The 22,010-nt window shown below is 68.2% G+C and carries 20 protein-coding genes; 11 read left to right on the top strand and 9 right to left on the bottom strand.

Features of this window, described 5'->3' with window-relative positions; all coding sequences use genetic code 11:
• Nucleotides 1–3: 3 nt before the first annotated feature.
• Together fmt and def are read right to left on the bottom strand one after the other, a co-directional pair.
• A complete protein-coding gene (fmt, locus tag ACXI0D_RS14340; RefSeq protein ID WP_479642718.1) occupies nt 4–927 on the bottom strand; it encodes a methionyl-tRNA formyltransferase in 924 nt (307 codons plus the stop codon).
• A 120-nt stretch (nt 928–1,047) separates the two neighbouring features.
• The gene (def, locus tag ACXI0D_RS14335) at nt 1,048–1,560 is read right to left on the bottom strand and encodes a peptide deformylase (RefSeq protein ID WP_008267110.1); all 513 of its coding nucleotides are present in this window, start codon (nt 1,558–1,560) and stop codon (nt 1,048–1,050) included.
• Between the two features lie 126 nt (nt 1,561–1,686).
• Here def and ACXI0D_RS14330 point away from each other — a divergent pair, with 126 nt between their 5' ends.
• The 9 genes from ACXI0D_RS14330 (at nt 1,687) to ACXI0D_RS14290 (ending at nt 11,233) form a co-directional block, all read left to right on the top strand.
• On the top strand, nt 1,687–2,817 hold the full coding sequence (locus ACXI0D_RS14330) for a LysM peptidoglycan-binding domain-containing protein (protein ID WP_014038635.1): 1,131 nt from the start codon (nt 1,687–1,689) through the stop codon (nt 2,815–2,817).
• Between the two features lie 130 nt (nt 2,818–2,947).
• Nucleotides 2,948–4,075, top strand: coding sequence for a DNA-processing protein DprA (dprA, locus tag ACXI0D_RS14325; protein WP_119006816.1), 1,128 nt, complete (start codon nt 2,948–2,950; stop codon nt 4,073–4,075).
• Between the two features lie 43 nt (nt 4,076–4,118).
• Nucleotides 4,119–4,592, top strand: a complete 474-nt coding sequence (locus ACXI0D_RS14320; protein WP_005419622.1) for a DUF494 family protein — start codon at nt 4,119–4,121, stop codon at nt 4,590–4,592.
• A 39-nt stretch (nt 4,593–4,631) separates the two neighbouring features.
• The gene (locus ACXI0D_RS14315) at nt 4,632–5,396 is read left to right on the top strand and encodes a pilin (protein WP_479642717.1); all 765 of its coding nucleotides are present in this window, start codon (nt 4,632–4,634) and stop codon (nt 5,394–5,396) included.
• A gap of 49 nt (nt 5,397–5,445) precedes the next feature.
• On the top strand, nt 5,446–6,375 hold the full coding sequence (locus ACXI0D_RS14310) for an RDD family protein (RefSeq protein WP_479642716.1): 930 nt from the start codon (nt 5,446–5,448) through the stop codon (nt 6,373–6,375).
• 193 nt (nt 6,376–6,568) lie between these two features.
• A complete protein-coding gene (locus tag ACXI0D_RS14305; protein ID WP_479642715.1) occupies nt 6,569–9,058 on the top strand; it encodes a DNA topoisomerase I in 2,490 nt (829 codons plus the stop codon).
• Nucleotides 9,059–9,155: 97 nt separating this feature from the next.
• Nucleotides 9,156–9,746 carry an L-threonylcarbamoyladenylate synthase type 1 TsaC gene (gene tsaC, locus ACXI0D_RS14300; RefSeq protein ID WP_080347457.1) on the top strand — a complete coding sequence of 197 codons (591 nt, stop codon included), beginning with the start codon at nt 9,156–9,158 and terminating at the stop codon, nt 9,744–9,746.
• Between the two features lie 43 nt (nt 9,747–9,789).
• Complete coding sequence (locus ACXI0D_RS14295) at nt 9,790–10,479, top strand: DUF4124 domain-containing protein (protein WP_479642714.1); 690 nt, start codon at nt 9,790–9,792, stop codon at nt 10,477–10,479.
• Nucleotides 10,480–10,513: 34 nt separating this feature from the next.
• Entirely contained in the window at nt 10,514–11,233 is a 720-nt protein-coding gene (locus ACXI0D_RS14290; protein ID WP_479642713.1) for a hypothetical protein, read from the top strand.
• 92 nt (nt 11,234–11,325) lie between these two features.
• On the opposite strand, the gene ACXI0D_RS14285 is transcribed toward ACXI0D_RS14290, so the two are convergent.
• Nucleotides 11,326–12,102 (bottom strand): SDR family oxidoreductase, encoded by a 777-nt coding sequence (locus ACXI0D_RS14285; RefSeq protein ID WP_014038643.1) that lies wholly within the window; start codon nt 12,100–12,102, stop codon nt 11,326–11,328.
• Between the two features lie 112 nt (nt 12,103–12,214).
• Here ACXI0D_RS14285 and ACXI0D_RS14280 point away from each other — a divergent pair, with 112 nt between their 5' ends.
• Nucleotides 12,215–12,427 carry a hypothetical protein gene (locus ACXI0D_RS14280; RefSeq protein WP_014038644.1) on the top strand — a complete coding sequence of 71 codons (213 nt, stop codon included), beginning with the start codon at nt 12,215–12,217 and terminating at the stop codon, nt 12,425–12,427.
• 98 nt (nt 12,428–12,525) lie between these two features.
• Here the strand turns inward: ACXI0D_RS14280 and sppA are convergent, their stop codons facing one another.
• From sppA to ACXI0D_RS14260, 4 genes are all read right to left on the bottom strand, one after another.
• A complete protein-coding gene (sppA, locus tag ACXI0D_RS14275) occupies nt 12,526–14,448 on the bottom strand; it encodes a signal peptide peptidase SppA (protein ID WP_032958263.1) in 1,923 nt (640 codons plus the stop codon).
• A gap of 115 nt (nt 14,449–14,563) precedes the next feature.
• The gene (locus ACXI0D_RS14270) at nt 14,564–15,928 is read right to left on the bottom strand and encodes an MATE family efflux transporter (protein WP_101766150.1); all 1,365 of its coding nucleotides are present in this window, start codon (nt 15,926–15,928) and stop codon (nt 14,564–14,566) included.
• Between the two features lie 205 nt (nt 15,929–16,133).
• Nucleotides 16,134–16,715, bottom strand: a complete 582-nt coding sequence (locus ACXI0D_RS14265; protein WP_049443277.1) for a DUF3106 domain-containing protein — start codon at nt 16,713–16,715, stop codon at nt 16,134–16,136.
• Complete coding sequence (locus ACXI0D_RS14260; protein WP_049443276.1) at nt 16,708–17,712, bottom strand: hypothetical protein; 1,005 nt, start codon at nt 17,710–17,712, stop codon at nt 16,708–16,710. The genes ACXI0D_RS14265 and ACXI0D_RS14260 overlap by 8 nt, the downstream gene beginning before the upstream one ends.
• Before the next feature lie 412 nt (nt 17,713–18,124).
• On the opposite strand from ACXI0D_RS14260, the gene ACXI0D_RS14255 reads away from it, so the two are divergent.
• Nucleotides 18,125–20,302, top strand: a complete 2,178-nt coding sequence (locus tag ACXI0D_RS14255; RefSeq protein WP_101766151.1) for a primosomal protein N' — start codon at nt 18,125–18,127, stop codon at nt 20,300–20,302.
• Nucleotides 20,303–20,399: 97 nt separating this feature from the next.
• On the opposite strand, the gene ACXI0D_RS14250 is transcribed toward ACXI0D_RS14255, so the two are convergent.
• Nucleotides 20,400–21,020 (bottom strand): glutathione S-transferase family protein, encoded by a 621-nt coding sequence (locus tag ACXI0D_RS14250; protein ID WP_014038651.1) that lies wholly within the window; start codon nt 21,018–21,020, stop codon nt 20,400–20,402.
• A 112-nt stretch (nt 21,021–21,132) separates the two neighbouring features.
• Nucleotides 21,133–21,912, bottom strand: coding sequence for an NYN domain-containing protein (locus ACXI0D_RS14245; protein WP_075676070.1), 780 nt, complete (start codon nt 21,910–21,912; stop codon nt 21,133–21,135).
• Nucleotides 21,913–22,010: the final 98 nt, after the last annotated feature.

Here is a 22,010-nt window from a genome sequence, read left to right as displayed (position 1 = left end):
CGCTTATGCCCCCACGTGCAGGTCGCGGCGGGCATTGAGGTAGTCGGCGGCGGTGATCGCCTTGCCGCCTTCGCGTTGCAGCGTGCGCAGGCGCAGCGCGCCCTGGCCGCAGGCGATGTCGATGCCATCGCGGCTGGCCGCCAGCACCGTCCCCGGCGCCTGGCCATGGGCCAGGTCAAGGGCGACCGCGCCGTGGATGCGCACGCGCTCGCCGGCCAGCATGGCCTCGGCGATCGGCCACGGATTGAAGGCACGCACGGTGCGCGCCAGTGCATCGGCGTCCTGCGCCCAGTCCAGGCGGGCTTCGGCCTTGTCCAGCTTGTGCGCGTAGGTCACGCCCTGCTCGGGCTGCGGCCGCGCGATCGGCTTGATGCCGGCACGCAGCAGGCCCAGGCCGTCGGACAGCACCTGTGCGCCCAGTTCGGCCAGCTTGTCATGCAGCTGGCCGCCGGTATCGGTGGCCGCGATCGGCAGCTCCTGGTGCAGCAGCACCGGGCCGGTATCCAGGCCGGCTTCCATCTGCATCAGGCACACACCGGTCTTTGCATCACCGGCCTGGATCGCGCGCTGGATCGGCGCGGCACCGCGCCAGCGCGGCAGCAGCGAGGCATGCACGTTCCAGCAGCCGTGGGTCGGGATCGCCAGTACCGCCTTGGGCAGGATCAGACCGTAGGCCACCACCACCATCAGGTCCGGCTGCAGGTCGCGCAGCTGCTGCTGGGCAGCCTCATCCTTCAGCGATTCGGGCTGGTAGACCGGAATGCCACGGGCCACGGCCTCGAGCTTGACCGGCGACGGCGCCAGGCCACGGCCGCGGCCGGCCGGGCGATCAGGCTGGGTATAGACGGCCACGACCTCATGGTGGCGCGCCGCAGCGCGCAGCGACGACACCGCGAATTCCGGCGTACCGGCAAAGACAATCCTCATGGCTACCCCACTTGCAGGATGGATTCGTGCAGGAAAGAAAACGGCGCCGTCGGCCGGCGCCGTACAGCCCGCGCGCGTCGCGCAGGCACGGGCCACCCGAAGGGCGGCCCGGATTGGCGATCACGCCACGTGCTTGCGCTGCTTGGCCAGCTTCTTGCGGACCATCTCGCGCTTGAGCGGCGACAGATAGTCGATGAACAGCTTGCCGTCCAGGTGGTCCATCTCGTGCTGGATGCAGGTGGCCAGCACTTCGCCGGCCTCCAGCTGCTGCTCCTGGCCGTTGCGGTCCAGGTACTTCACGGTGATGGTATCGGCGCGGGTCACGTCGGCGAAGATGCCCGGGACCGACAGGCAGCCCTCCTGGTACACCCGCCCCCCGTCCTTGGCGACGATTTCCGGGTTGATGAACACATGCGGTTCATTCTTCTCTTCGCTGACATCGATGACCATGAAGCGCTTGTGCACGTCCACCTGGGTGGCGGCCAGGCCGATGCCCGGGGCGTCGTACATGGTCAGGAACATGTTGTCGATCAGTTCCTGGAAGGCCGGCGTGGTGACTTCGGCGGCTTCGATCAACGCAGCCTTGGTACGCAGGCGCGGATCGGGGAACTCGAGAATGGGGAGAAGGGCCATGGCTGTTTCCGGATAGGGGGCCGGCACGCCGGCATACGTCGCAGATTCTAGCTCCAACGCTTGCCTTGCGCCCCGGTTTCTGGACTATAGTGCGCGGACCTGTTGGGGAATCAGGGCTTCACACCTATGTTGCTTCGTTTTCGTACGGTCGTCGCCGCGGCGATGCTGACCGTGGCTGCCTATGCTACCGCCGTGGAAGTGAATGGCGGGCACCCGGACACCTATGTGGTCCGAAAAGGGGATACGTTGTGGGATATCGCCGCACGTTTCCTGCAGAAGCCTTGGCTGTGGCCGGAGATCTGGCAAGCCAATCCGCAGATCGCCAACCCGCACCTGATCTATCCAGGTGACGTGCTGAGCCTGGCCTACCTGGACCGGGTGACCGTGTCCCAGGCCGGTCCGCGCCAGGAGGCCCCGATCGACGCCATTCCGCTGGCCCAGGTCGAGCCGTTCCTGAAGCAGCTGAGCGTTGTCGACAGCGTCAAGCAGCTGCCCTACGTGGTCGGCCTGGAGGACAGCCGCCTGCGCGTGTCCGGCGGCGACACCGTCTACGTGCGCCTGGCTGATGCCCAGGTGGGCCAGCGCTGGGCCGTGGTACGCCCGACCGTGCGTTACGCCCAGCCCAAGCCGACCGAGGACCTGACCGCCAATGGCGACGTCACCCCGGGCAGCGGCAACCTGTGGAAGGCCTACAACGCGCCCAACGCCCGCCGTGGCGTGCTCGGCTACGAGCTGGCCCAGGTCGCCACCGGCACCATCACCCAGATCGCCGGCGGCAAGGTCGAGGCCTCCACGCTGGTGCTGGACAAGAACGTCGGCGGCCGCGAAGTGCGCGCCGGCGACCGCCTGGTGCCGGTCGAAGCCAGGCCGTACGACCTGCAGTTCGTGCCCCACGTGCCCGCCGCGGGTGTCGAGGGCGTGGACGTGCGCGTGCTGGCCGTCACCGACATGTTCACCGCCGGTGGTCCGCGCGACGTGATCGCGATCTCGGCCGGCCGCGCCCAGGGCGTGGACAACGGCACCGTGTTCTCGCTGTGGCGCCCGGGCCGCCATGTGGCGCACCGCATGAAGTATCCGACCTCCTCGCGCATGGACGACTCGCTCAGCACCGGCGCGGGCCGGGTCTCGCTGCCGGACGAATACGCCGCGCATGCGATGGTGTTCCGCACCTTCGACAACGTCAGCTACGCGCTGGTGATGCAGGGCGTGAAGCCGGTGCGGGTGGGCTACAACGCGCTGCACCCGGATGCGAAGTAACGGTTGCCGGGCTGCCCCGGCCACCGCAGGGAGTGCCGGCCGCGGACCGGCAGGCACCTCCGGCAAAACCTGACAGCCACACGCGAAGGCGCCCTAGGGCGCCTTTGTTGCGTGCGGCCGATAGTGGGGGATGACCACGCATGCATATGAGGCGCTGCTGCGCCTGCTGATGGCGGGAGGCGCACTGGCGCCCCGACGGGCCCTGCTGCAGGCCGCGGGCGATGCGGAAGCCGCCATCGCGCAAGGCACTGCGACCTGGCGCGCGCACGGTTGCACGCCGGAGCAGTGCGCCGCGCTGGACCGCCCCGATACCCGGGCCTGGACAGCCGCCCGGCGCTGGCTGGAACAGGACAACCATCACCTGCTGCCCTGCACCGATCCGGCCTTTCCGCCATCACTGCTGGAGGTACCCAATCCGCCGCTGGCCCTGTTCGTGGCCGGCGACCCCAGCCTGGCCTGGCGCCCCTCGGTGGCGCTGGTCGGCAGCCGCTCACCCACCCCGGGCGGGCGCGCACTGGCCGCACGTTTTGCCGGCTGCTTCGTCGAGGCGGGCCTGGCGGTGACCAGTGGCCTGGCCGCAGGCATCGATGCGGCCGCGCACCAGGCCACGCTGGAGGCCGGCGGCTGCACCGTGGCGGTGATCGGCACCGGCCCTGACCGGGCCTATCCGGACAGCCACGCCCGGCTGCAGGCGCGGATCGCCGCCGAAGGCGTGGTGCTCAGCGAGTACCTGCCGGGCACGGCTGCCCGCCCCGGCCACTTCCCCGCGCGCAACCGGCTGGTGGCCGGGCTGGCGCTGGCCACGGTGGTGGTCGAGGCCGCCCAGCGCTCGGGCGCGCTGATCACCGCGCGCCTGGCCGCCGAGGCGGGCCGCGAGGTCTGTGCCCTGCCCGGGTCGGTGCTCAACCCACGTGCGGCCGGCTGCCACCGCCTGATCCGTGAGGGCGCGGCGCTGGTCGAGCGTCCCGAGGAGGTCCTGGAACTGCTCGCCCCCGCCCTTCGCCAGCAACTGCCGGGCTTGCAATCGCGGTTGGCCACCCCCACTGAACAGGCACCGCCGGCGCTCCTGCCGGCGCGCTGGGCCGACGACCCTGACTACCAGTGCTTGTGGCGGGCCCTGGACCACAACCCAAGCGGTATGGATTCACTGATCACGCGCTGTGGATTGACGGCGTCACAGGTGTCCTCCATGCTGCTGGCCATGGAACTGGCGGGAATCGTGGTGTGCGTACACGGCCGCTACTGTCGAACTCCCTAGTTTCTTCACCTCCACAGCGTCGCGCGACGCAGGCCGAGGGGCAATGAAAGAGAGCATCCTGGACGTACTGCTGTACCTGTTTGAACACTATTTCAGCGAAGATGCGGACCTGATCCGTGACCGCGATTCGCTCCAGAACGGCCTGATCCAGGCCGGTTTCAGTCCCACCGAGATCAACAAGGCGTTCGACTGGCTCGATGCCCTGGCCGCGCAGCGGCCGAGCGTGGCCCAGGCGCGGGTCGATGGCCCGGTGCGCATCTACCATGGCCCTGAGCTGGACAAGCTGGACGTGGAATGCCGCGGCTTCCTGCTGTACCTGGAACAGCACGGCATCCTCGACGCCGACCAGCGCGAGCTGGTGCTGGACCGGGCGATGGCCCTGGACCAGGACGAACTGGACCTGGACGACCTGAAGTGGGTCGTGCTGATGGTGCTGTTCAACCAGCCCGGCTCCGAAGCGGCCTATGCCTGGATGGAGACGCAGATGTTCATGGACGAGCCAGAACCCCTGCACTGACCGTACACTTGGGGGCATAGCGCATTCAGGAGCGTCCCCGTGAGCGAGTGGTTCCATGCAGAAGGCAACCGGCAGCAAGGCCCGCTGCCGGCGGAACAGTTGGTCGAGTTGTTCCGCAACAACCAGATCTCCCTGGACACCCTGGTCTGGCGCGACGGCCTGCCGCAATGGCAGCCGTTGCGCAGCGTCGTCGACGAGCTGGGCCTGATCGTGCCGGCACTGGATGTCGCCGCGCCGGCCGTGGAACCCGAGCCGGAAACCGAACCGGAACCGGTGGCGCCGCCTCCGCCGCAGCCACCGGTGCTGCCACCATCCACGCCCTATGCCACGCAGACCCCGGCCGGGGTGCTGCCGCCGCCGAAAAAGAAGCTCTCCGGTTGCGCCCTGACCGCGATCATCGGCGGCGGCCTGCTGCTGGTGCTGGTGCCGATCATGGCCATCCTCGCGGCGATCGCCCTGCCCGCGTACAACGACTACACCGTGCGTGCCAAGGTCGCCACCGCGGTCAATGCCCTGCAGCCGCTGAAACAGCAGGTGCAGCACTTCGCCGACGACGAAGGCCGCTGCCCCGGTGCCAACGATGCCGGTTTCCCGGCCCCGGGTGATTTCACCCAGGCCGGCCTGTCGGCGGTGAACATCGGCCGCTTCAACAACGGCCACTGTGGCATCGAAGCAACGCTGGCCGTGCCTGGCAAGAGCCTCGATGGCGACCTGCTGTGGCTGGAATATGATCGCGACAGCGGCCGCTGGGAATGCAGCGGTGAAAGCGACGACAAGTACCTGCCGCCGTCGTGCCGCGGCTGAGCCACGCGCACGGCAGCACCTCCAAGGACGATCCAACAGGGAACATGCAATGACTGAGTGGTACTACGCCGAAGGACAGCAACGCCAGGGCCCACTGCCGGTCCAGGAAATCCGCCAGCGCTTCCAGCGCGGCGAACTGAACCTGGACACCCTGGTCTGGCGCGAAGGCATGGCCCAGTGGGCTGCACTGCGCCAGGTGGTCGACGAACTCGGCCTGCAGACGCTGGCCGACGCCAGCACGGCCACCGCCAGTGGCGGCTTCGACCTGCGCAGCGACTACGCCGCCATCGACAACGGCACCGCACCGCTGCCTGGCACGGGTGCGCTCAGCAGCTCGCCCTACAGCGCGCCGGCCGCTGCCGGTGCCGGTGGCCCGCAGCCGGTGATCGGCGGCGAGGTGGTCTATGCCGGCTTCTGGAAGCGCGTAGCGGCGTACATGATCGACTACTTCGTGCTGGCCATTCCGGGCGGCATCATCGGCGCCATCATCGGCGTGGTGCTTGGCGCCAGCATGGGCGCGGTGGGCAGTGGCGAGACCTCCATCGAAATCGTCGCGCAGGTGGCCAGCGCGCTGATCAACATGGCCATCGGCGTTGCCTACTACACCTGGTTCCATTCCTCGCAGGGTGGCGCCACGCTGGGCAAGATGGCGGTCGGCATCAAGGTCGTGCGCAGCAACGGCGACCGCCTGACCAAGGGCCGCGCCTTTGGTCGCTACTGGGCCATGCTGCTGAGCAGCCTCACCCTCGGCATCGGCTTCCTGATGGCCGCCTTCACCGAGCGCAAGCAGGGCCTGCACGACATGATCTGCGACACCCTGGTGGTCGACCGCTGGGCCTACACCGACCAGCCGCACCTGCAGCGCCATGAGCTGGGTACGGTCACCATCGTGATCCTGGTGCTGACCGGCCTGCTGTCGCTGGCGGGCCTGGTGCTGCTGGTGGCCGCGGTCGGCTTCATCGCCAAGATGGCCTCATGAACGGCCATCCTCACGTCTGGCTGCTTGACACGGGCTGGCCGGGCGTGATTCCTCTAATAAGGTGAAACCTGAACGCCCGGCACACTACCGGGCGTTCAGCGTATTGATTTGTCCGTGGCCGCTTCACTAATGCGGCCGTTTGCTCCACCCTAGCGGCCCCTCCCCTGCGGCTCGCCCCACAGACACTGCTGCCATGCCCAAGCACCTGCTCATCGTCGAATCGCCGGCCAAGGCCAAGACGATCAACAAATACCTCGGCAAGGACTACACCGTCCTGGCCTCGTATGGGCATGTGCGTGACCTGATTCCGAAGGAAGGCGCGGTCGACCCGGACAACGGGTTCGCCATGCACTACGACGTGATCGACAAGAACGAAAAGCATGTCGACGCGATCGCCAAGGCCGCCAAGGGCGCCGACGACATCCTGCTGGCAACCGACCCGGATCGCGAGGGTGAAGCGATCAGCTGGCATATCGCCGAGATCCTGAAGGAACGCGGGCTGGTCAAGGACAAGCCGATGCAGCGCGTGGTGTTCACCGAGATCACCCCGCGCGCCATCAAGGAAGCGATCAGCCAGCCGCGCGCGATCGCCAGCGACCTGGTCGATGCCCAGCAGGCGCGCCGCGCGCTGGACTACCTGGTCGGCTTCAACCTGTCGCCGGTGCTGTGGCGCAAGGTCCAGCGCGGCCTGTCCGCCGGCCGCGTGCAGAGCCCGGCGCTGCGCATGATCGTCGAGCGCGAGGAAGAGATCGAAGCCTTCATCGCCCGCGAGTACTGGTCGATCGCCGCCGAGTGCGCACACCCGTCGCAGCACTTCAACGCCAAGCTGATCAAGCTGGACGGGCAGAAGTTCGAACAGTTCACCATCACCGACGGCGACACCGCCGAGGCCGCCCGCCTGCGCATCCAGCAGGCCGCGCAGGGCTCGCTGCATGTCACCGACGTGGCCAGCAAGGAGCGCAAGCGCCGCCCGGCACCGCCGTTCACCACCTCCACCCTGCAGCAGGAAGCCTCGCGCAAGCTCGGCTTCACCACCCGCAAGACCATGCAGGTGGCGCAGAAGCTGTACGAAGGCGTGGCGATCGGTGACGAAGGCACCGTCGGCCTGATCTCGTACATGCGTACCGACTCGGTGAACCTGTCGCAGGACGCGCTGGCCGAAATCCGCGACGTGATCGCCCGTGATTACGGCATCGCCTCGCTGCCTGACCAGCCGAACACCTACCAGACCAAGTCGAAGAACGCCCAGGAAGCGCACGAAGCGGTGCGCCCGACCTCGGCCCTGCGCACCCCGGCCCAGGTGGCGCGCTTCCTGACCGATGACGAGCGCCGCCTGTACGAACTGATCTGGAAGCGCGCAGTCGCCTGCCAGATGATTCCGGCCACGCTCAACACGGTCAGCGTCGACCTGTCGGCTGGCAGCGAGCACGTGTTCCGTGCCAGCGGCACCACCGTGGTGGTGCCCGGCTTCCTCGCCGTATACGAGGAAGGCAAGGACAACAAGAGCGCCGAAGACGAAGACGAAGGCCGCAAGCTGCCGGCGATGAAGCCTGGCGACCGCGTGCCGCTGGAACGCATCCAGGCCGAGCAGCATTTCACCCAGCCGCCGCCGCGCTACACCGAAGCGGCGCTGGTGAAGGCGCTGGAAGAGTACGGCATCGGCCGTCCCTCGACCTACGCCTCGATCATCCAGACCCTGCTGTTCCGCAAGTACGTGGAAATGGAAGGCCGCAGCTTCCGTCCGTCCGACGTCGGCCGCGCGGTGTCCAAGTTCCTGTCCAGCCACTTCACCCGGTACGTGGACTACGACTTCACCGCCAAGCTCGAAGACGAGCTCGACGCCGTCTCGCGTGGCGAAGAAGAGTGGATCCCGCTGATGGCCCGCTTCTGGGAGCCGTTCAAGGAGCTGGTGGAAGACAAGAAGGAATCGGTGGACCGTGCCGAGGCCAGTGGCGCGCGCGAGCTCGGCACCGACCCGAAGACCGGCAAGCCGGTCAGCGTGCGGCTGGGCCGCTTCGGGCCTTACGCCGCCATCGGCAGCACCGCCGAGGACGCCGAGGAGAAGCCGAAGTTCGCCTCGCTGCGCCCCGGCCAGTCGATGCACACCATCTCGCTGGAAGACGCGCTGGAACTGTTCCTGATGCCACGCGCGCTGGGCGAGGACAACGGCGAGCCAGTCAGCGTCGGCATCGGCCGCTTCGGCCCGTTCGCCAAGCGCGGCAGCACCTATGCCTCGCTGAAGAAGGAAGACGACCCGTACACCATCGACCTGGCCCGCGCCGTGTTCCTGATCGAAGAGAAGGAAGAGATCGCGCGCAACCGGATCATCAAGGAGTTCGAGGGCAGCGACATCCAGGTGCTGAACGGCCGCTTCGGCCCGTACATCAGCGACGGCAGTATGAACGGCAAGATCCCCAAGGATCGTGAGCCGGCCTCGCTGACCCTGGCCGAAGTGCAGCAGCTGATGGAAGAAACCGGCAAGCCGGTGCGCAAGGGCTTCGGCGCCAAGAAGGCCGCCGCGAAGAAGGCACCGGCCAAGAAGGCGGCGGTCAAGAAGGAAGCGGCGCCGAAGAAGGCCGCGGCCAAGAAGGCACCGACCAAGAAAGCAGTAAAGAAGGCGGCCGCAAAGAAGGCCCCGGCGAAGAAGGCCGTCAAGAAGGCAGTCAAGAAGGCCGCGAAGTAACTCCACGCCATGCGTGGATGAGGGTCAAGGTGTGCGGACCAACGGTCCGCACCTACCGTCCGCACCCACCACCCCTTCTGCACGCGGCAGGGGGATAATGAAGGCCCACGTCGGGCCGGTCGCCGCCATGAAAGAACTCACCCTGGACTCTGCTGTCGCCACGCTCCGCGCCGGCGGCGTGATCGCCTATCCGACCGAAGCGGTCTGGGGCCTGGGCTGCGATCCCTCGCATGAAGCCGCAGTGCACATGGTGCTGCGGCTGAAGCAGCGCCCGATCGAGAAGGGCATGATCCTGGTCGCAGCCGAACTGTCGCAGCTGGAGGGCTGGGTGCGCCTGCAGGCGCTGCCCGACGCCCGCCAGCGTGCGGTTCTGGCCAGCTGGCCGGGCGCCAACACCTGGATCCTGCCGGCCGGTCCGCGCGCCCAACCGTGGGTCACCGGTGAACACAGCGGCATCGCCGTACGCATCAGCGCCCACCCACTGGTCGCCGCCCTGTGCCGCGCCTGGGGTGGCCCCCTGGTCTCCACCAGCGCCAACCTGGCCGGTGAACCACCGGCACGCAGCCGTGCCGAGCTGGATCCGCGCCTGTTGCGCCTGCTCGATGGCATCCTTGATGGCGAGACCGGCGGCCTGGCCCAGCCAACCCCGATCCGCGACGCGCTCAGCGGCAACGTGCTGCGCTCCTGAACCGACGATTGCACTGCCGCGTACAATCGCGCACCCTGCCGCCATGAACCTGCTGCGCACCGCCCTGGGCCTGTGCCTGTTGCTGCCATGGACCGCACCGGCCGCCGAGGACGTGCGCGTGTACCGCTGTGTCGCCAACAACGGCGCCGTGGCCCTGCAGGACAAGCCATGCAGCAGTGGTCGGCAGGAAGTGCGTGACCTGCAGCGCCCGCGCGACCCGGCACCACGGGTGGTGCGCAGCGACGCGACAGCCGCGCCGCCGGATGAGGCGCCGGTGATGCGTGATCGCGAGGTCCGTCACGTCTACATCCAGCCGCCGCAGCCGTTGTACGAGTGCGTGAGCGACGACGGTCGTCGCTACACCAGCGACAACAACGAGGGCAATCCGCGCTGGGTACCGTTGTGGACCAGCGTCTGGCTTCCGCACGGGCACCACGGCCCGGTCCATCCCGGCCCACGCCCGGCCTTCGGCACGCCGGTCGGCACCCCCATCGGTGAAGGAACCGGCTACCGGCCGCCCGCGGTGGGTGTCGGTGTGCAGGTCCCGGCCGGCAGCGTGCTGGTCCGCGACAGCTGTCATGCCCTGCCGCCGCAGGAAGTCTGTGCGCGCCTGCGTGACCGCCGCTGGGAACTCGATCGTCGCTACAACAGTGCGCTGCAGAGCGAGCGCACTGCCATCAGCAACGAACAGCGTGGCATCGACGCACGACTGTCGCGGGACTGCGAACGCTGAGCGCAGCGCCTGCCGTGGCATGTACGCTGTGCACATGAAGAACCTGATCTGGCTGGCCATGGGCCTGTTCGCCGGCAACGCAGTGGCCGACGACGGGGTGATCTACCGCTGTACTTCCAGCAGCAGCGATGTGCCCACCCTGCAACGTACGCCCTGCCCTGCCGGCAGCAAGCAGCAGGTGGTGAGGATTCCGGCGGCCGCCAGTGCGTCACCTGCATCGGCCACACCCGCACCTGTGCCGCCGCCACCCGAACCGGCGACGGCAGGTACACCGCCCGCTTCGGTGCCCAGCCCCCGTCGCCCCGGCGAAGGACGCACGATCATGGAAGCCGGCATGGTCGAACGCGAAGGCGGCGATCTGATACTCGACAGTGCATCGCTGCCACGCCAGGCCGATGCCGCGGCGGACCGCAATGCGCCCCCGAAGCCGCCGCTGCCACCGATCTTCCAGTGCACCGACAGCCAGGGCGGCGGCTACCTGCACGAGTACGAGGCCGCCCCCGGGCGCTGCGAACTGATGACCGTGCAGGGCCTGGGCGGCGCCACCCCGGTCAACGCCGCCGGCTGCGAAGTGGTGCGCGACCGCTGCGAGGAACTGCCGGAGGCGCAGCGCTGCAGCAGCTGGCAGCAACGCTTCCGCGACGCGCGCGGCCGTGAACGGTTCGCCTCGCCGGAAAACCGCGACAACGCCCGTGGGGAACGCGAACGGCTGCAGGGCGTGCTGGAGGCCAGCAACTGCCCGGTACCGGGGTGACAGCCACCGGTAGTGCCGGCCGCTGGCCGGCAACTGCAAGCATCTGAAGATCCTGTGGTTGCCGGCCAGCGGCCGGCACTACCACCGCATGATCAGAAGCCGTAACGCAGGAAACCGCCATCCACTGCGATGCATTCGCCGGTGACATAGCTGGCCGCCGGCAGGCACAGGAAGCCCACGGCCGCGGCCACTTCCTCCGGCTCGCCGATGCGGCGCATCGGCGTGCGGTTGATCACTTCTTCGTAGTAGTCCGGGTCCGACAATGGACCGGACGTGCGCCGCGTGCGGATGTACCAGGGCGCCACCGCGTTGACCCGGATGCCATCCTCGGCCCACTCGACGGCCAGGTTGCGGGTCATCTGGTGCATCGCGGCCTTGGTCATGCCGTAGACCACACCACTGCGTACGTGGGTCAGCCCGGACACGCTGCCGACATTGACGATCGACGACGACGCGTGCCGGGCCAGCAGCGGATGCGCGTAGCGCGACAGCTCGAAGGCCGAGAACAGGTTGGTCTCGAAGATCTTGCGCCACTCGTCCTCGGAATACTCCGTGGCCGCCTTGGTGACGTTGCCACCGGCATTGTTGACCAGGATGTGCAGGCCATCACTGTGGTCTTCCACCCAGTCCAGGATCTGGCGGCGGTCCTCGTCATCGGAGACGTCGGCGGCCAGCGCATGCACCTGGTGCTGCGGATACACATCCAGCAGTTCGTCGCGCGCGGTCTCCAGCATGTCGATATCGCGGCCGACGATCATCAGATCGGCGCCGAGCCCCGCCAGTTCATGCGCGATGGCCAGGCCGATGCCGGCGCTGGCGCCGGTGATCAGGGCCGTCTGGCCGTCCAGGCGCCACCGTTGCTGGGTCATGTGTCCTCCGGGGCCGTGCCCACTGCATTTCAATGCCGCAAGGATACGCGCTCACGGCGGCGCTCGGCCGGGGATGCGACACTTGCCCATACGCCCACCGCGGAGAGCTGCCATGCGCATCCTGATCCTGTCCACGTCACTGCTGGCCAGCCTGCTGCTGGCGGCCTGCCAGCGTCCGCCGACGCCGAACCCGGAGAAGCCACCGGTGCCACGAGCGATGTCGCGTGCGATCAACGAACCGCTGGACCGCGCCAAGGACGTGCAGAAAACCGTCGATGATGCCGCCGCGCGTGAGCGCAAGGCCGAGGCCGACGCAACACAGTGACCTGTGGGGTCAGAGCCCTTTGCGCTGCAAAGGGATCCGACCCCATGAACGAAAACGCCCGGCCTGAGCCGGGCGTTTTCATTCGATACCGTTGCCGGTCAGAACCCGCAGAAGCAGTACGCCAGCGCCTTCACCGGTGCGCCATTGCCCTTCTCGCGGGCCGCGTTCTCGACGAAGCGCAGCTGCGTATCCACTTCCGGCATCGTGCGCGCCAGCATCATCCGCGCCATGCCCGAATCGGACAGCATCCAGGCACCGGCGCGGCTGCCGGCGAAACCGCTGACGAACTGCGCGAACGGCGTGGCTGCCTTCTCGATGTAGCGCACGCGATAGGCATCGGCCTTGCCCAGTTTGGCGCGGCTGGCCGCATCGGCCACCGCATCCTTCAGGCCACCGAAGGCATCGACCAGGCCGCGTTCCTTGGCCTGTGCACCGCTCCAAACGCGGCCGCGGGCGACCTCGTCCACGGCCTCGACCGGCTTCTTGCGGGCGTCGGCGACGCGACCGGTGAAGTCGGCGTAGCCCTTGTTGATCACCGTCTGGATGACCTGGCCCACGGCCGGGTCCATCGGGCGGGTGACGTCGAAGGCACCGGCGAAACGGGTGGTGCCGACGCCATCGGTGTGCACGCCGATCTTGTCCAGCGCGCGGCTGAAGTTCGGCACCATGCCGAAGATGCCGATCGAACCGGTGATGGTCGACGGATCGGCATAGATGCGATCGGCATTCATGCTGATCCAGTAGCCACCGGAGGCGGCCAGGTCACCCATCGACACCACCACCGGCTTGCCGGCGGCCTGCAGCGCCACCACTTCGCGGCGGATCTGCTCGGAGGCGAACACTTCACCGCCCGGCGAATCCACGCGCAGCACCACCGACTTCACGTTGTCGTCGTCGCGCGCGGCGCGCAGCAGCGCCGAGGTCGACTCGCCACCGATGCGACCGGCCGGCAGGTCACCGCCACTGATTTCGCCGGCGGCCACCACCACGGCCACCTGCGGACGCGAGTCCACCGGGTTGCGGCGCGCGTCGAGCAGGGCCAGGTAGCGGCCGAAGTCGACGTTGCGGAAACCGCCATCGGCATCCTCGTCGGCCACGCCGCGCTCGATCATCAGATCCTCGAATTCCTCGCGGGTCTTCAGCGCGGTCACCAGCTTCTGCTGCAGGGCGAACTTGGCCAGGTCGCCACCGGCGGCAGCGATGCCTTCCGGCAGCGTGTCGATGCCGGCGGCCAGCTGCGCCGGATCCAGGCGGCGGGCCTTGGCGATGTCGCCCAGATAGCGCTGCCACACATCATTCATCCAGAACAGGTCGGCTTCCTTGGAGGCCGGCGACGCAGCATCGAGCACGTACGGCTCGGCCGCGGACTTGTACTCGCCCACCTTGAACAGGTGCACGTCCACGCCCAGCTTGTCCTGCAGGCCGGTGCGGAAGTACTGGCGGTAGCGGCCCAGGCCTTCGAGCACGACCGAACCCATCGGGTCCAGGTAGACCTCGTCGGCCTGCGCGGCCAGCAGGTACTGCGACTGGCCCATGCTCTCGCTGTAGGCCACCAGCTGCTTGCCGGAGGCGCGCAGGTCCTGCAGCGCGGCGGCCACTTCACGCAGCGAGGCGAAGCCGGACGGCTGCAGCTTGTCCAGCTCCAGCACCACGCGTTCGATCTTCTTGTCTTCCTTGGCCGACTCGATCACCCGCAGCAGGTCGCGCAGCTGGATCTCTTCGGCACCGTTGTCACCCACTGCCTTGGCCAGCGCGCGGCTGACCGGATCGGCACTGAACTGCTCGACCAGGCGGCCTTCCGGCGCGATCACGAGCGTCGTGCGGTCCTGCAGCGACTTGCTGGCACCGGCGCCCATGCCGGCGGCGATGACGAACATCACCAGCAGCAGGAACAGCAGGCCGAAGAACACCAGGTTGAGGATCAACCGGCGGGTGAAGTTCATGACGTCCCACAGCCCGATGAAGAAGCTGGCGACGGGATTGCGACGCGCCGGGGGCAGCGGGGGCACGGGTTGATTCATGGAACGCTCCGGATGGCTTCTTGCCGTGGTACCAGCATAGCCGGTGCCGCGTGATGCGGCATCGGACACAAGTCAGGGGATCGCCCGCCATGGGTCGGCAGGGCGGGCGGGACGATCAGGACAACATCGACTGGCCGATGCGCAGGCTGCTGCGGCGCAGGCGCCAGCCCATCAGGATGGCAGCGGCGGTCAGGCCGACGATCAGGCCGATCCACATGCCCTGCGGGCCCATGCCCAGCCCCAGGCCGAGGCCGGCGCCGAGCGGCATGCCCAGGCCCCAGTACGCGAACATGGCGATGAACATCGGCACGCGGGTGTCCTTCAGCCCGCGCAGCGCGCCGGCCGACAGCACCTGGATGCCGTCCGGGAACTGGAAGGTGGCCGCGTACAGCAGCAGGGTCGAGGCCAGCCCGGCCACCGCCAGGTCGTTGGTGTATACACCGACGATGGCATCGTGGCCGAACAGCAGCACCGCCGCCGACAACGTCTGCGTGCCCATGATGATCGCGTAACCGGCCCAGGCCGCGCGCCGCACGCCGAAGCCGTCACCACGGCCGACCGCATGGCCGACGCGCACGGTGGTGGCCTCGGCCACGCCCATCGGGATCATGAAGCACAGCTGGGCGACATTGATCGCGATCTGGTGCGCGGCCGCTTCATTGGCACCGAGGCGGCCGATCAGCAGCGCGGTGACGATGAACAGGCCGCCTTCCATCAGCACGGTGATGCCGATCGGCAGGCCGGTGCGCAGCAGCTCCCAGATCGCCTTCCAGCGCGGTCCTTCGAAGTGCGAGAACAGCTGCAGGCGGGCGAAGCGCTTGGTGAACCACAGGTAGGTGGCGAAGGCGATCGCCTGCAGCCACATCATCACCGCCGAGGCGATGCCCAGGCCTTCGGCGCCCATTTCCGGGAAGCCGAGCTTGCCGTTGGCCAGCACATAGCCCATCGGTGCCAGCACCAGCAGGCCACCGAAGCCGAGCAGCATGGTCGGCAGCGTCCAGTGCATGCCCTCGCTGAGATAGCGCATGCAGAAATACAGGGTCAGCGCAGGTCCGCCCCAGCGCACCGCATGCAGGAATGCGGTGGTCCCCGGCACGATGTCCGGCGCGATGCCGAATGCCGGCAGCAGCGGCGGCACCACGGTGAGGAAGGTGAACATGATCAGGCCCAGCCCCAGCGCCAGCCACAGTGCCTGGCGGAACAGCGGGCCGATCTCGCGCTCGCGGCCGGCGCCATGCAGCTGCGACACCGAGGCGGTGAGCGAGATCAGGGTGCCGATCGGAATCAGCATCGGCAGCCACAGCAGCGCCGTACCGATGGTGACGGCGGCCAGCGTGGCCGTGGCGTGGTGGCCAGCAATCACGTTGTCGACGAAGGAGATCAGACCGGTGGACACATGACCCAGCACGAGCGGCAGGGCGAGCAGACCGGTGGCGCCGACTTCCTTGCTGAAGCGCGGCGTGGAGGTTGCAGTAGACATAAGGTGCTTGACGCGAACTGCGGTTGCGCGCGAAGGGCACAGGCACCGGGTTGCGGGCGCCCATCTTACGCGGGCGGCGCGTGCATTCCCATGACATGGCGTGAATGCTGGGTTTCAGCCGCCCCACACAAAAAGGGGACGGAGGGGATTAAGTCGTATCCGGCACTAGCGGGCCTGAAACGACTTAATCCCCTCCGTCCCTTTTTTACTGGCCGGCCTGGCGCTTGAGCCAGCTGTCGCGCTCGGCGGCGGGCACGGCGAGGAAGGCGCTGCGCACGGTGTCGCGTTCCTGCGGTGGCGTGCGCTGCGCGACCAGGGTCAGCTGGGCCAGCTGCGCCGGGCTGAGCTGGCGCAGTACGGCCAGCGCGGTCTCGCGCTGTTCCGGGGGCACGAAGCCGAACAAGCCATGCAGCTTGGGGAATTCCAGGCCCAGTTGCGGGCCCAGCCGCCACCCGTCGCGGAACGCCTGGTCCTGGTCGCGGAACTGTTGGCGCAGGCGCTGCTGCTGGTCCGCAGGCAGCGCATTGAATCGCGCAGCCGCCTGGCGGATACGCTCGCGCTCTCCTTCAGGCAACGCGCGCCACGCGGCGTAGTCGGCGCGGCGTTGGCGCTGTTGCTGCGCATCGAGCTGGGCGAAGGCAGCGGGTGCTGCCGTCGTCGATGCCGGCGAAGCCACCGGCGTGGCCGGCGACGACGGTGGCGGCAACGGCACGTTCAACGATTGCGGTGCCGCAGACAGCGACAACGGCAGGGCCAGCAACAGGCTGGCGAACCAGGACTTATTCATCGGCAGCAGCGGTTTCCAGCGTGGCGCTGGCCGGCTCCGGCCGGCTCGGCTTGGATTGCGATTCGTCTACCGGCAGCGGACCGCCCGCGGCAGTCCACGCGTACAGGTCGGCATCGGCCACCAGCGGGTAGTCGCGGTCGGCCAGCATCGTGGCGTCGTCCGTGGCCTGGGCCGTGGTCGCATCCGGGGTGGCGTTGACCTTGCTTGGTGGCAGGGCTTCCACCGTCACCGGACCGGCTTCGCCCACCACACCCTCCGGCAGCGGTGCATCACTGCCGAAGGAATGCCCCTGCCAGTAGCGCCAGCCCAGCGCTGCGGCCAACAGCACCGCCACGGTCACCAGCAGGATCAGCGGACCGCGCCAGCGCGGCTTGGCGTTCGTGCGACGGCGCTTGCCATGGGCGGCCGCACGCTCATCGCGCTGCGGTGCGCGCCAGCTCGAGGTCGGGGCTTCGTTGTGGGCGGCCGGTGCGGCGGGTTGCTGCAGCTGCTGCAGGCGCGCGGCCGGCAGCTCACGGATGCGCGCCTGCACCTGTTCGGCCAGCTGGCGCCAGGCCGAGGCATCCGGCTGGCCGTGGGCATCACGCGGGCAGGCGTCGGCCAGCAGGTGCTGGTAGCCGGCCTCGTCCTGGTCGAGCACGCGCATGGCGATGCCCTCATCCAGGCTGCCGCCCACCCGCAGCAGCAATGCCAGGCGCGGCAGCGGTGGCATCGCGCCCAGCGCGGCCAACGGCGGCCCCCACTGCCCGCCCGCCGGCTCGCGCAACGCCTGGCGCTGGCCCAGCAGGGTCCAGAAGCGGGTCGGCCACTGCGCCATCGGCAGATCGCTGGCGACGGCGGCAAAGGCGCGCATCACCGCCACCAGGGTCTGCTCGGCGCGCGCGGCATCGCCGCACTGCAGTTCAGCGACCACCAGGGCACGGCGCTCGACGCCACGCAGGAACGCCGACAGCGCGCCGGCCGCGGTCGAGGAAACAGGGGCGGGCACAGCCGTCATCGGTCACTCCAAAGGTCTGCCGGCATGATAGCGGCAGGCCATCGACGCCCGTAGGACTTGCGCCCACAGGCACTTCGTGCTGCAGGTTGTGCACAGCACCACGCCCCCGCAGCGGAAAACTGGGGCATCCAGCTGAATTCACTCTGTTTCAGCATTGTTTCACACTTAAGTTGTTGATTTTGAATGTTTTTACTATGTGGCGATTTTTTGACCAACCCAAGCGTGAGGCCGTCGCCATCGGCCTTCTGCGTTTCCGCTGACCGTTAACGCACAACGTTATCCACAGAACATGTGGATAAGACTGAATCTCCAATGGACACCGATATTTAGGTGACATTTATGATTCAACGGGCGCCGCCCGGCCGCTCCCTCTTCTGCCATTCGCGCGCGCATGGCCCGTTACACTGGCCCGATGCTTTCACCGATTCCGACCCTGCAGGTCGCCCTGCCCGTCCCCCTGCCCCGCCTGTTCGACTACCTGTCGCCTGAGGGTGATGGCCCGGCGGTCGCGGTCGGCTGCCGCCTGAAGGTGCCATTCGGCAACCGGGAGCTGGTCGGTGTGGTGGTCGGTCACGGCCAGATCGACGACGGCCAGGGACTGCGCCAGGCCCTGGCCTGGTGCGACCCGCAGCCGCTGCTGCAGGGTGAGCTGTGGCAGAGCCTGCAATGGCTGGCGCGCTACACCCACGCCCCCCTGGGCGAGGTGCTGAGCACCGCCCTTCCCGGCCCGCTGCGCCATGGCGAGCCCCTGCCGGACACCCACCACTGGGGCTGGCAGCTGACCCCGGAAGGCCGCGATCAGCGCGACAGGCTGCGCGCCGGCAGCCGCCCACGGCAACTGGCCGAACTGCTGGCCGAAGCCATCGTGGATGAGGACGTGCTGGGCGAACGCATGGAGGACTGGCGCACCGCCGCACGCAGCCTGGCCAAGCGCGGGCTGGCCGAGCGCGTTGCGCTGAGCGTGGCCCCCCAACACGCGCAGCCACTGCCCGGCCCCACGCTCAACCCGGACCAGGCCGAGGCCGTGGCGGCGATCAACGCCGCCGACGGCTTCCAGCCGTTCCTGCTGGATGGCGTGACCGGCAGCGGCAAGACCGAGGTCTATCTGCAGGCGATCATCCATTGCCTGGCACAGGGCAAGCAGGCGCTGGTGCTGGTGCCGGAAATCGGCCTGACCCCGCAGACCCTGGCACGCTTCCGCGGCCGCCTCGGCATCGCCGTGCATGCGCTGCATTCGGGGTTGAACGACAACGAGCGCGCGCGCGTCTGGGCAGCGGCCTCACGCGGCGAAGCACGCGTCATCGTCGGCACCCGCTCGGCAGTGTTCACGCCGCTGCCCCAGGCCGGCCTGCTGATCGTCGACGAGGAACACGACGGCAGCTACAAGCAGCAGGACGGCATCCGTTACCACGCGCGCGATTTCGCCCTGGTCCGGGCCAAGTCGCTGGGCATTCCGGTTCTGCTGGGCAGTGCCACGCCCTCGCTGGAAACCCTGCACAACGCCTACGCCGGGCGTTACACCCACCTGCGCCTGAAACAGCGCGCCGGCGATGCGCGGCCACCGCGCGTGCGCATCCTGGACGTACGCAAGCGCCCGCTGCATGACGGTCTCTCCGCCGATGTGCTGGCCGGCATCGGCGAGCACCTGCAGCGCGGCCAGCAGGTACTGGTCTTCAAGAACCGCCGCGGCTATGCGCCGGTGCTGCTTTGCCACGACTGCGGCTGGACCGCGCCATGCCAGCGCTGCGATGCGCCGATGACGGTGCATGGTGGCGGTCGTCGCCTGCAGTGCCACCACTGCGGTGCGCGGCAACCGGCGCCGCTCGCGTGCCCGGCCTGCGGCAGCCTGGCGCTGCAGCCGCAGGGCATCGGCACCGAACGCCTGGAAGAACACCTCACCGCCGCCTTCGCCGACTTCCCCGTGGTACGCATCGACCGCGGCACCACCTCACGGCGCGACGCGCTGGAACAGCAGCTGGCGAAACTGGGCGACCAGCCCGGCATCCTGGTCGGCACGCAGATCCTGGCCAAGGGCCACGACCTGCCCAAGCTGACGCTGGTGGTGGTGGTCGGCATCGACGAAGGTCTGTTCTCCGCCGACTTCCGCGCCAGCGAGAAACTGGCCCAGCAGCTGATCCAGGTGGCCGGTCGCGCCGGACGTGCACGTGACCCCGGCGAGGTCTGGCTGCAGACTCATCACCCCGGGCACCCGCTGCTGGAAACCCTGGTGAGCGGTGGCTACCAGCCGTTCGCGCAGGCCGAGTTGAACCAGCGCCAGGCGGCCGGATTCCCGCCGTTCGCGCATCTGGCGCTGATGCGCGCCGAAGCGCAGCAGGTGGAGCATGCCAACGCGTTCCTGCTGGCCGCTCGGCAGTTGCTGGGCGAGCAGAACGTGGTCGAAGCCTACGGCCCGATGCCGGCACCGATGCCACGGCGTGCTGGCTACCAGCGCACGCAGCTGCTGCTGTCGGCCATGCAGCGGCCGCCGCTGCATGGTGTGCTTTCGCAGTTGGTGCCGCAGCTGTATGCACTGCCGGAAGCACGCAAGGTGCGCTGGTCGCTGGATGTGGATCCGACGGATCTGTATTGAGGGGTCGGAGCCCACCCGCTGGGTGGGATCCGACCCCGATGGCCAGGGGGTCGGATCCCTTTTCGCAGAAAAGGGCTCTGACCCCGAACGCCACCGCTTACGTCAGCGGCGACATCACGCCGCGCTGGTAGGCCGGCCGCTCCCGCAGCCGCGCATACCAGTCAGCCAGATGCGGCAGCTCCGGGCGCTGGATCGGCAGTTCGAACCAGGCGTAGATCAGCGAGCCCAGTGGAATGTCACCCATCGCGAATTTCTCGCCCGACAGCCATGGCTGTTTCGCCAGGGTGGCATCGGCCATTGCCAGGTAGTCACCGGCGCGGACGATGGCGGCGCTGATGCGCGCTTCGTCGCGGTCGGCCGGCGCGGTGCGCATGATGCCCCAGACCAGGTCGCTGTACAGCGGCGCCATCCGCGACGTGCTCCAGTCCATCCACTTCTCGGCCTGGGCGCGTTCCATCGGATCTTCGGCGTACAGGGTACCCAGCGCGTAACGCGCACTGAGGTAGCGCACGATGGCATTCGATTCCCACAGCGGCAGGCCGTGGTCTTCGATCACCGGCACCAGGCTGTTGGGATTCATCGCCTGGTACTCCGGCGTCTGCGTGCCGCCGTGGCTGCCACCGACTTCGATGGACTCATACGGCAGGCCGATCTCTTCGGCGCACCACAGTACCTTGCGGACGTTGCTGGAATTGCGGCGGCCCCAGATCTTCAACATGCGGGTTTTCCTTGCGGGCAATGCGAGCGGCAACGATACGCCTGATCGGAGTGGAGATGTGCGTGCCGGATGCGGGATCAGGCATCTGGGGCTTGCCGGCCAGCGGCCGGCACTACCTGTTCTTTTTTGGCAGCGCGCGCACGTAGGACGACTTGCCGTCCTTCTTCAGCTCGAACAGCCCGATTGCTGCCAGCAGATCACTGAGCTTGCCGTAGCCGTAGTTGCGCGGATCGAACGAGGCCTGGTTGCCGATCTGGCTGCCGACCGGCCCCAGGTGCGACCAGCCATCCTCGCCCTCGGCCGAGGACACCGCGCGGCGCAGCATCTTCACTAGCCGCGTATCGCTGCGCATCTCCGCCCCGCTCTTGCGCGGGCGTGCATCATCATTGGCGACGGGCTCGCTCGACGCCTGCTCGCTCGATGCCTGCTCGGCATCCGGCACGCTGGCATGGGTCTGGCCCAGCGCTTCCAGGTAGGTGAACTTCGAGCACGCGTTGACGAACGGTTCGGGCGTCTTCTTTTCGCCGAAGCCATACACCTTCACGCCATCGGTCAGCAGGCGCATCACCATCGGGGTGAAATCGGCATCGCTGGACACGATGGCGAACCCATCAAGATTGCGCGCGTACAGCAGGTCCATGGCATCGATCACCATCGCCATGTCGGAGGCATTCTTGCCCTTGCTGTAGGCGAACTGCTGGATCGGGCGGATCGCATATTCGTGCAGCACCGCTTCCCAGCCCTTCAACCGCGGGCTCTTCCAGTTGCCATAGGCACGGCGCACGTTGGCCACGCCGTAGCGGGCGACTTCGGCCAGGACCTCGTCGATCTTCGAGGCCGGCGCGTTGTCGGCGTCGATCAACAGGGCGATGCGCTTTTCCGGTTCGCTCATGGGCTCCTCAGGGGCCGTTGCCTGAACCCGAGTATCGCCGATCCACGCGGGCGCTGACGTGACAGGCAGCCGCCGTGCGAAGATGCCAGGCGCTTCCC

Source organism: Stenotrophomonas sp. C9D9, assembly GCF_056491205.1.
The sequence above is the reverse complement of the archived record's forward strand: the minus strand, read 5'-3'. Positions and strand labels throughout refer to the sequence as shown.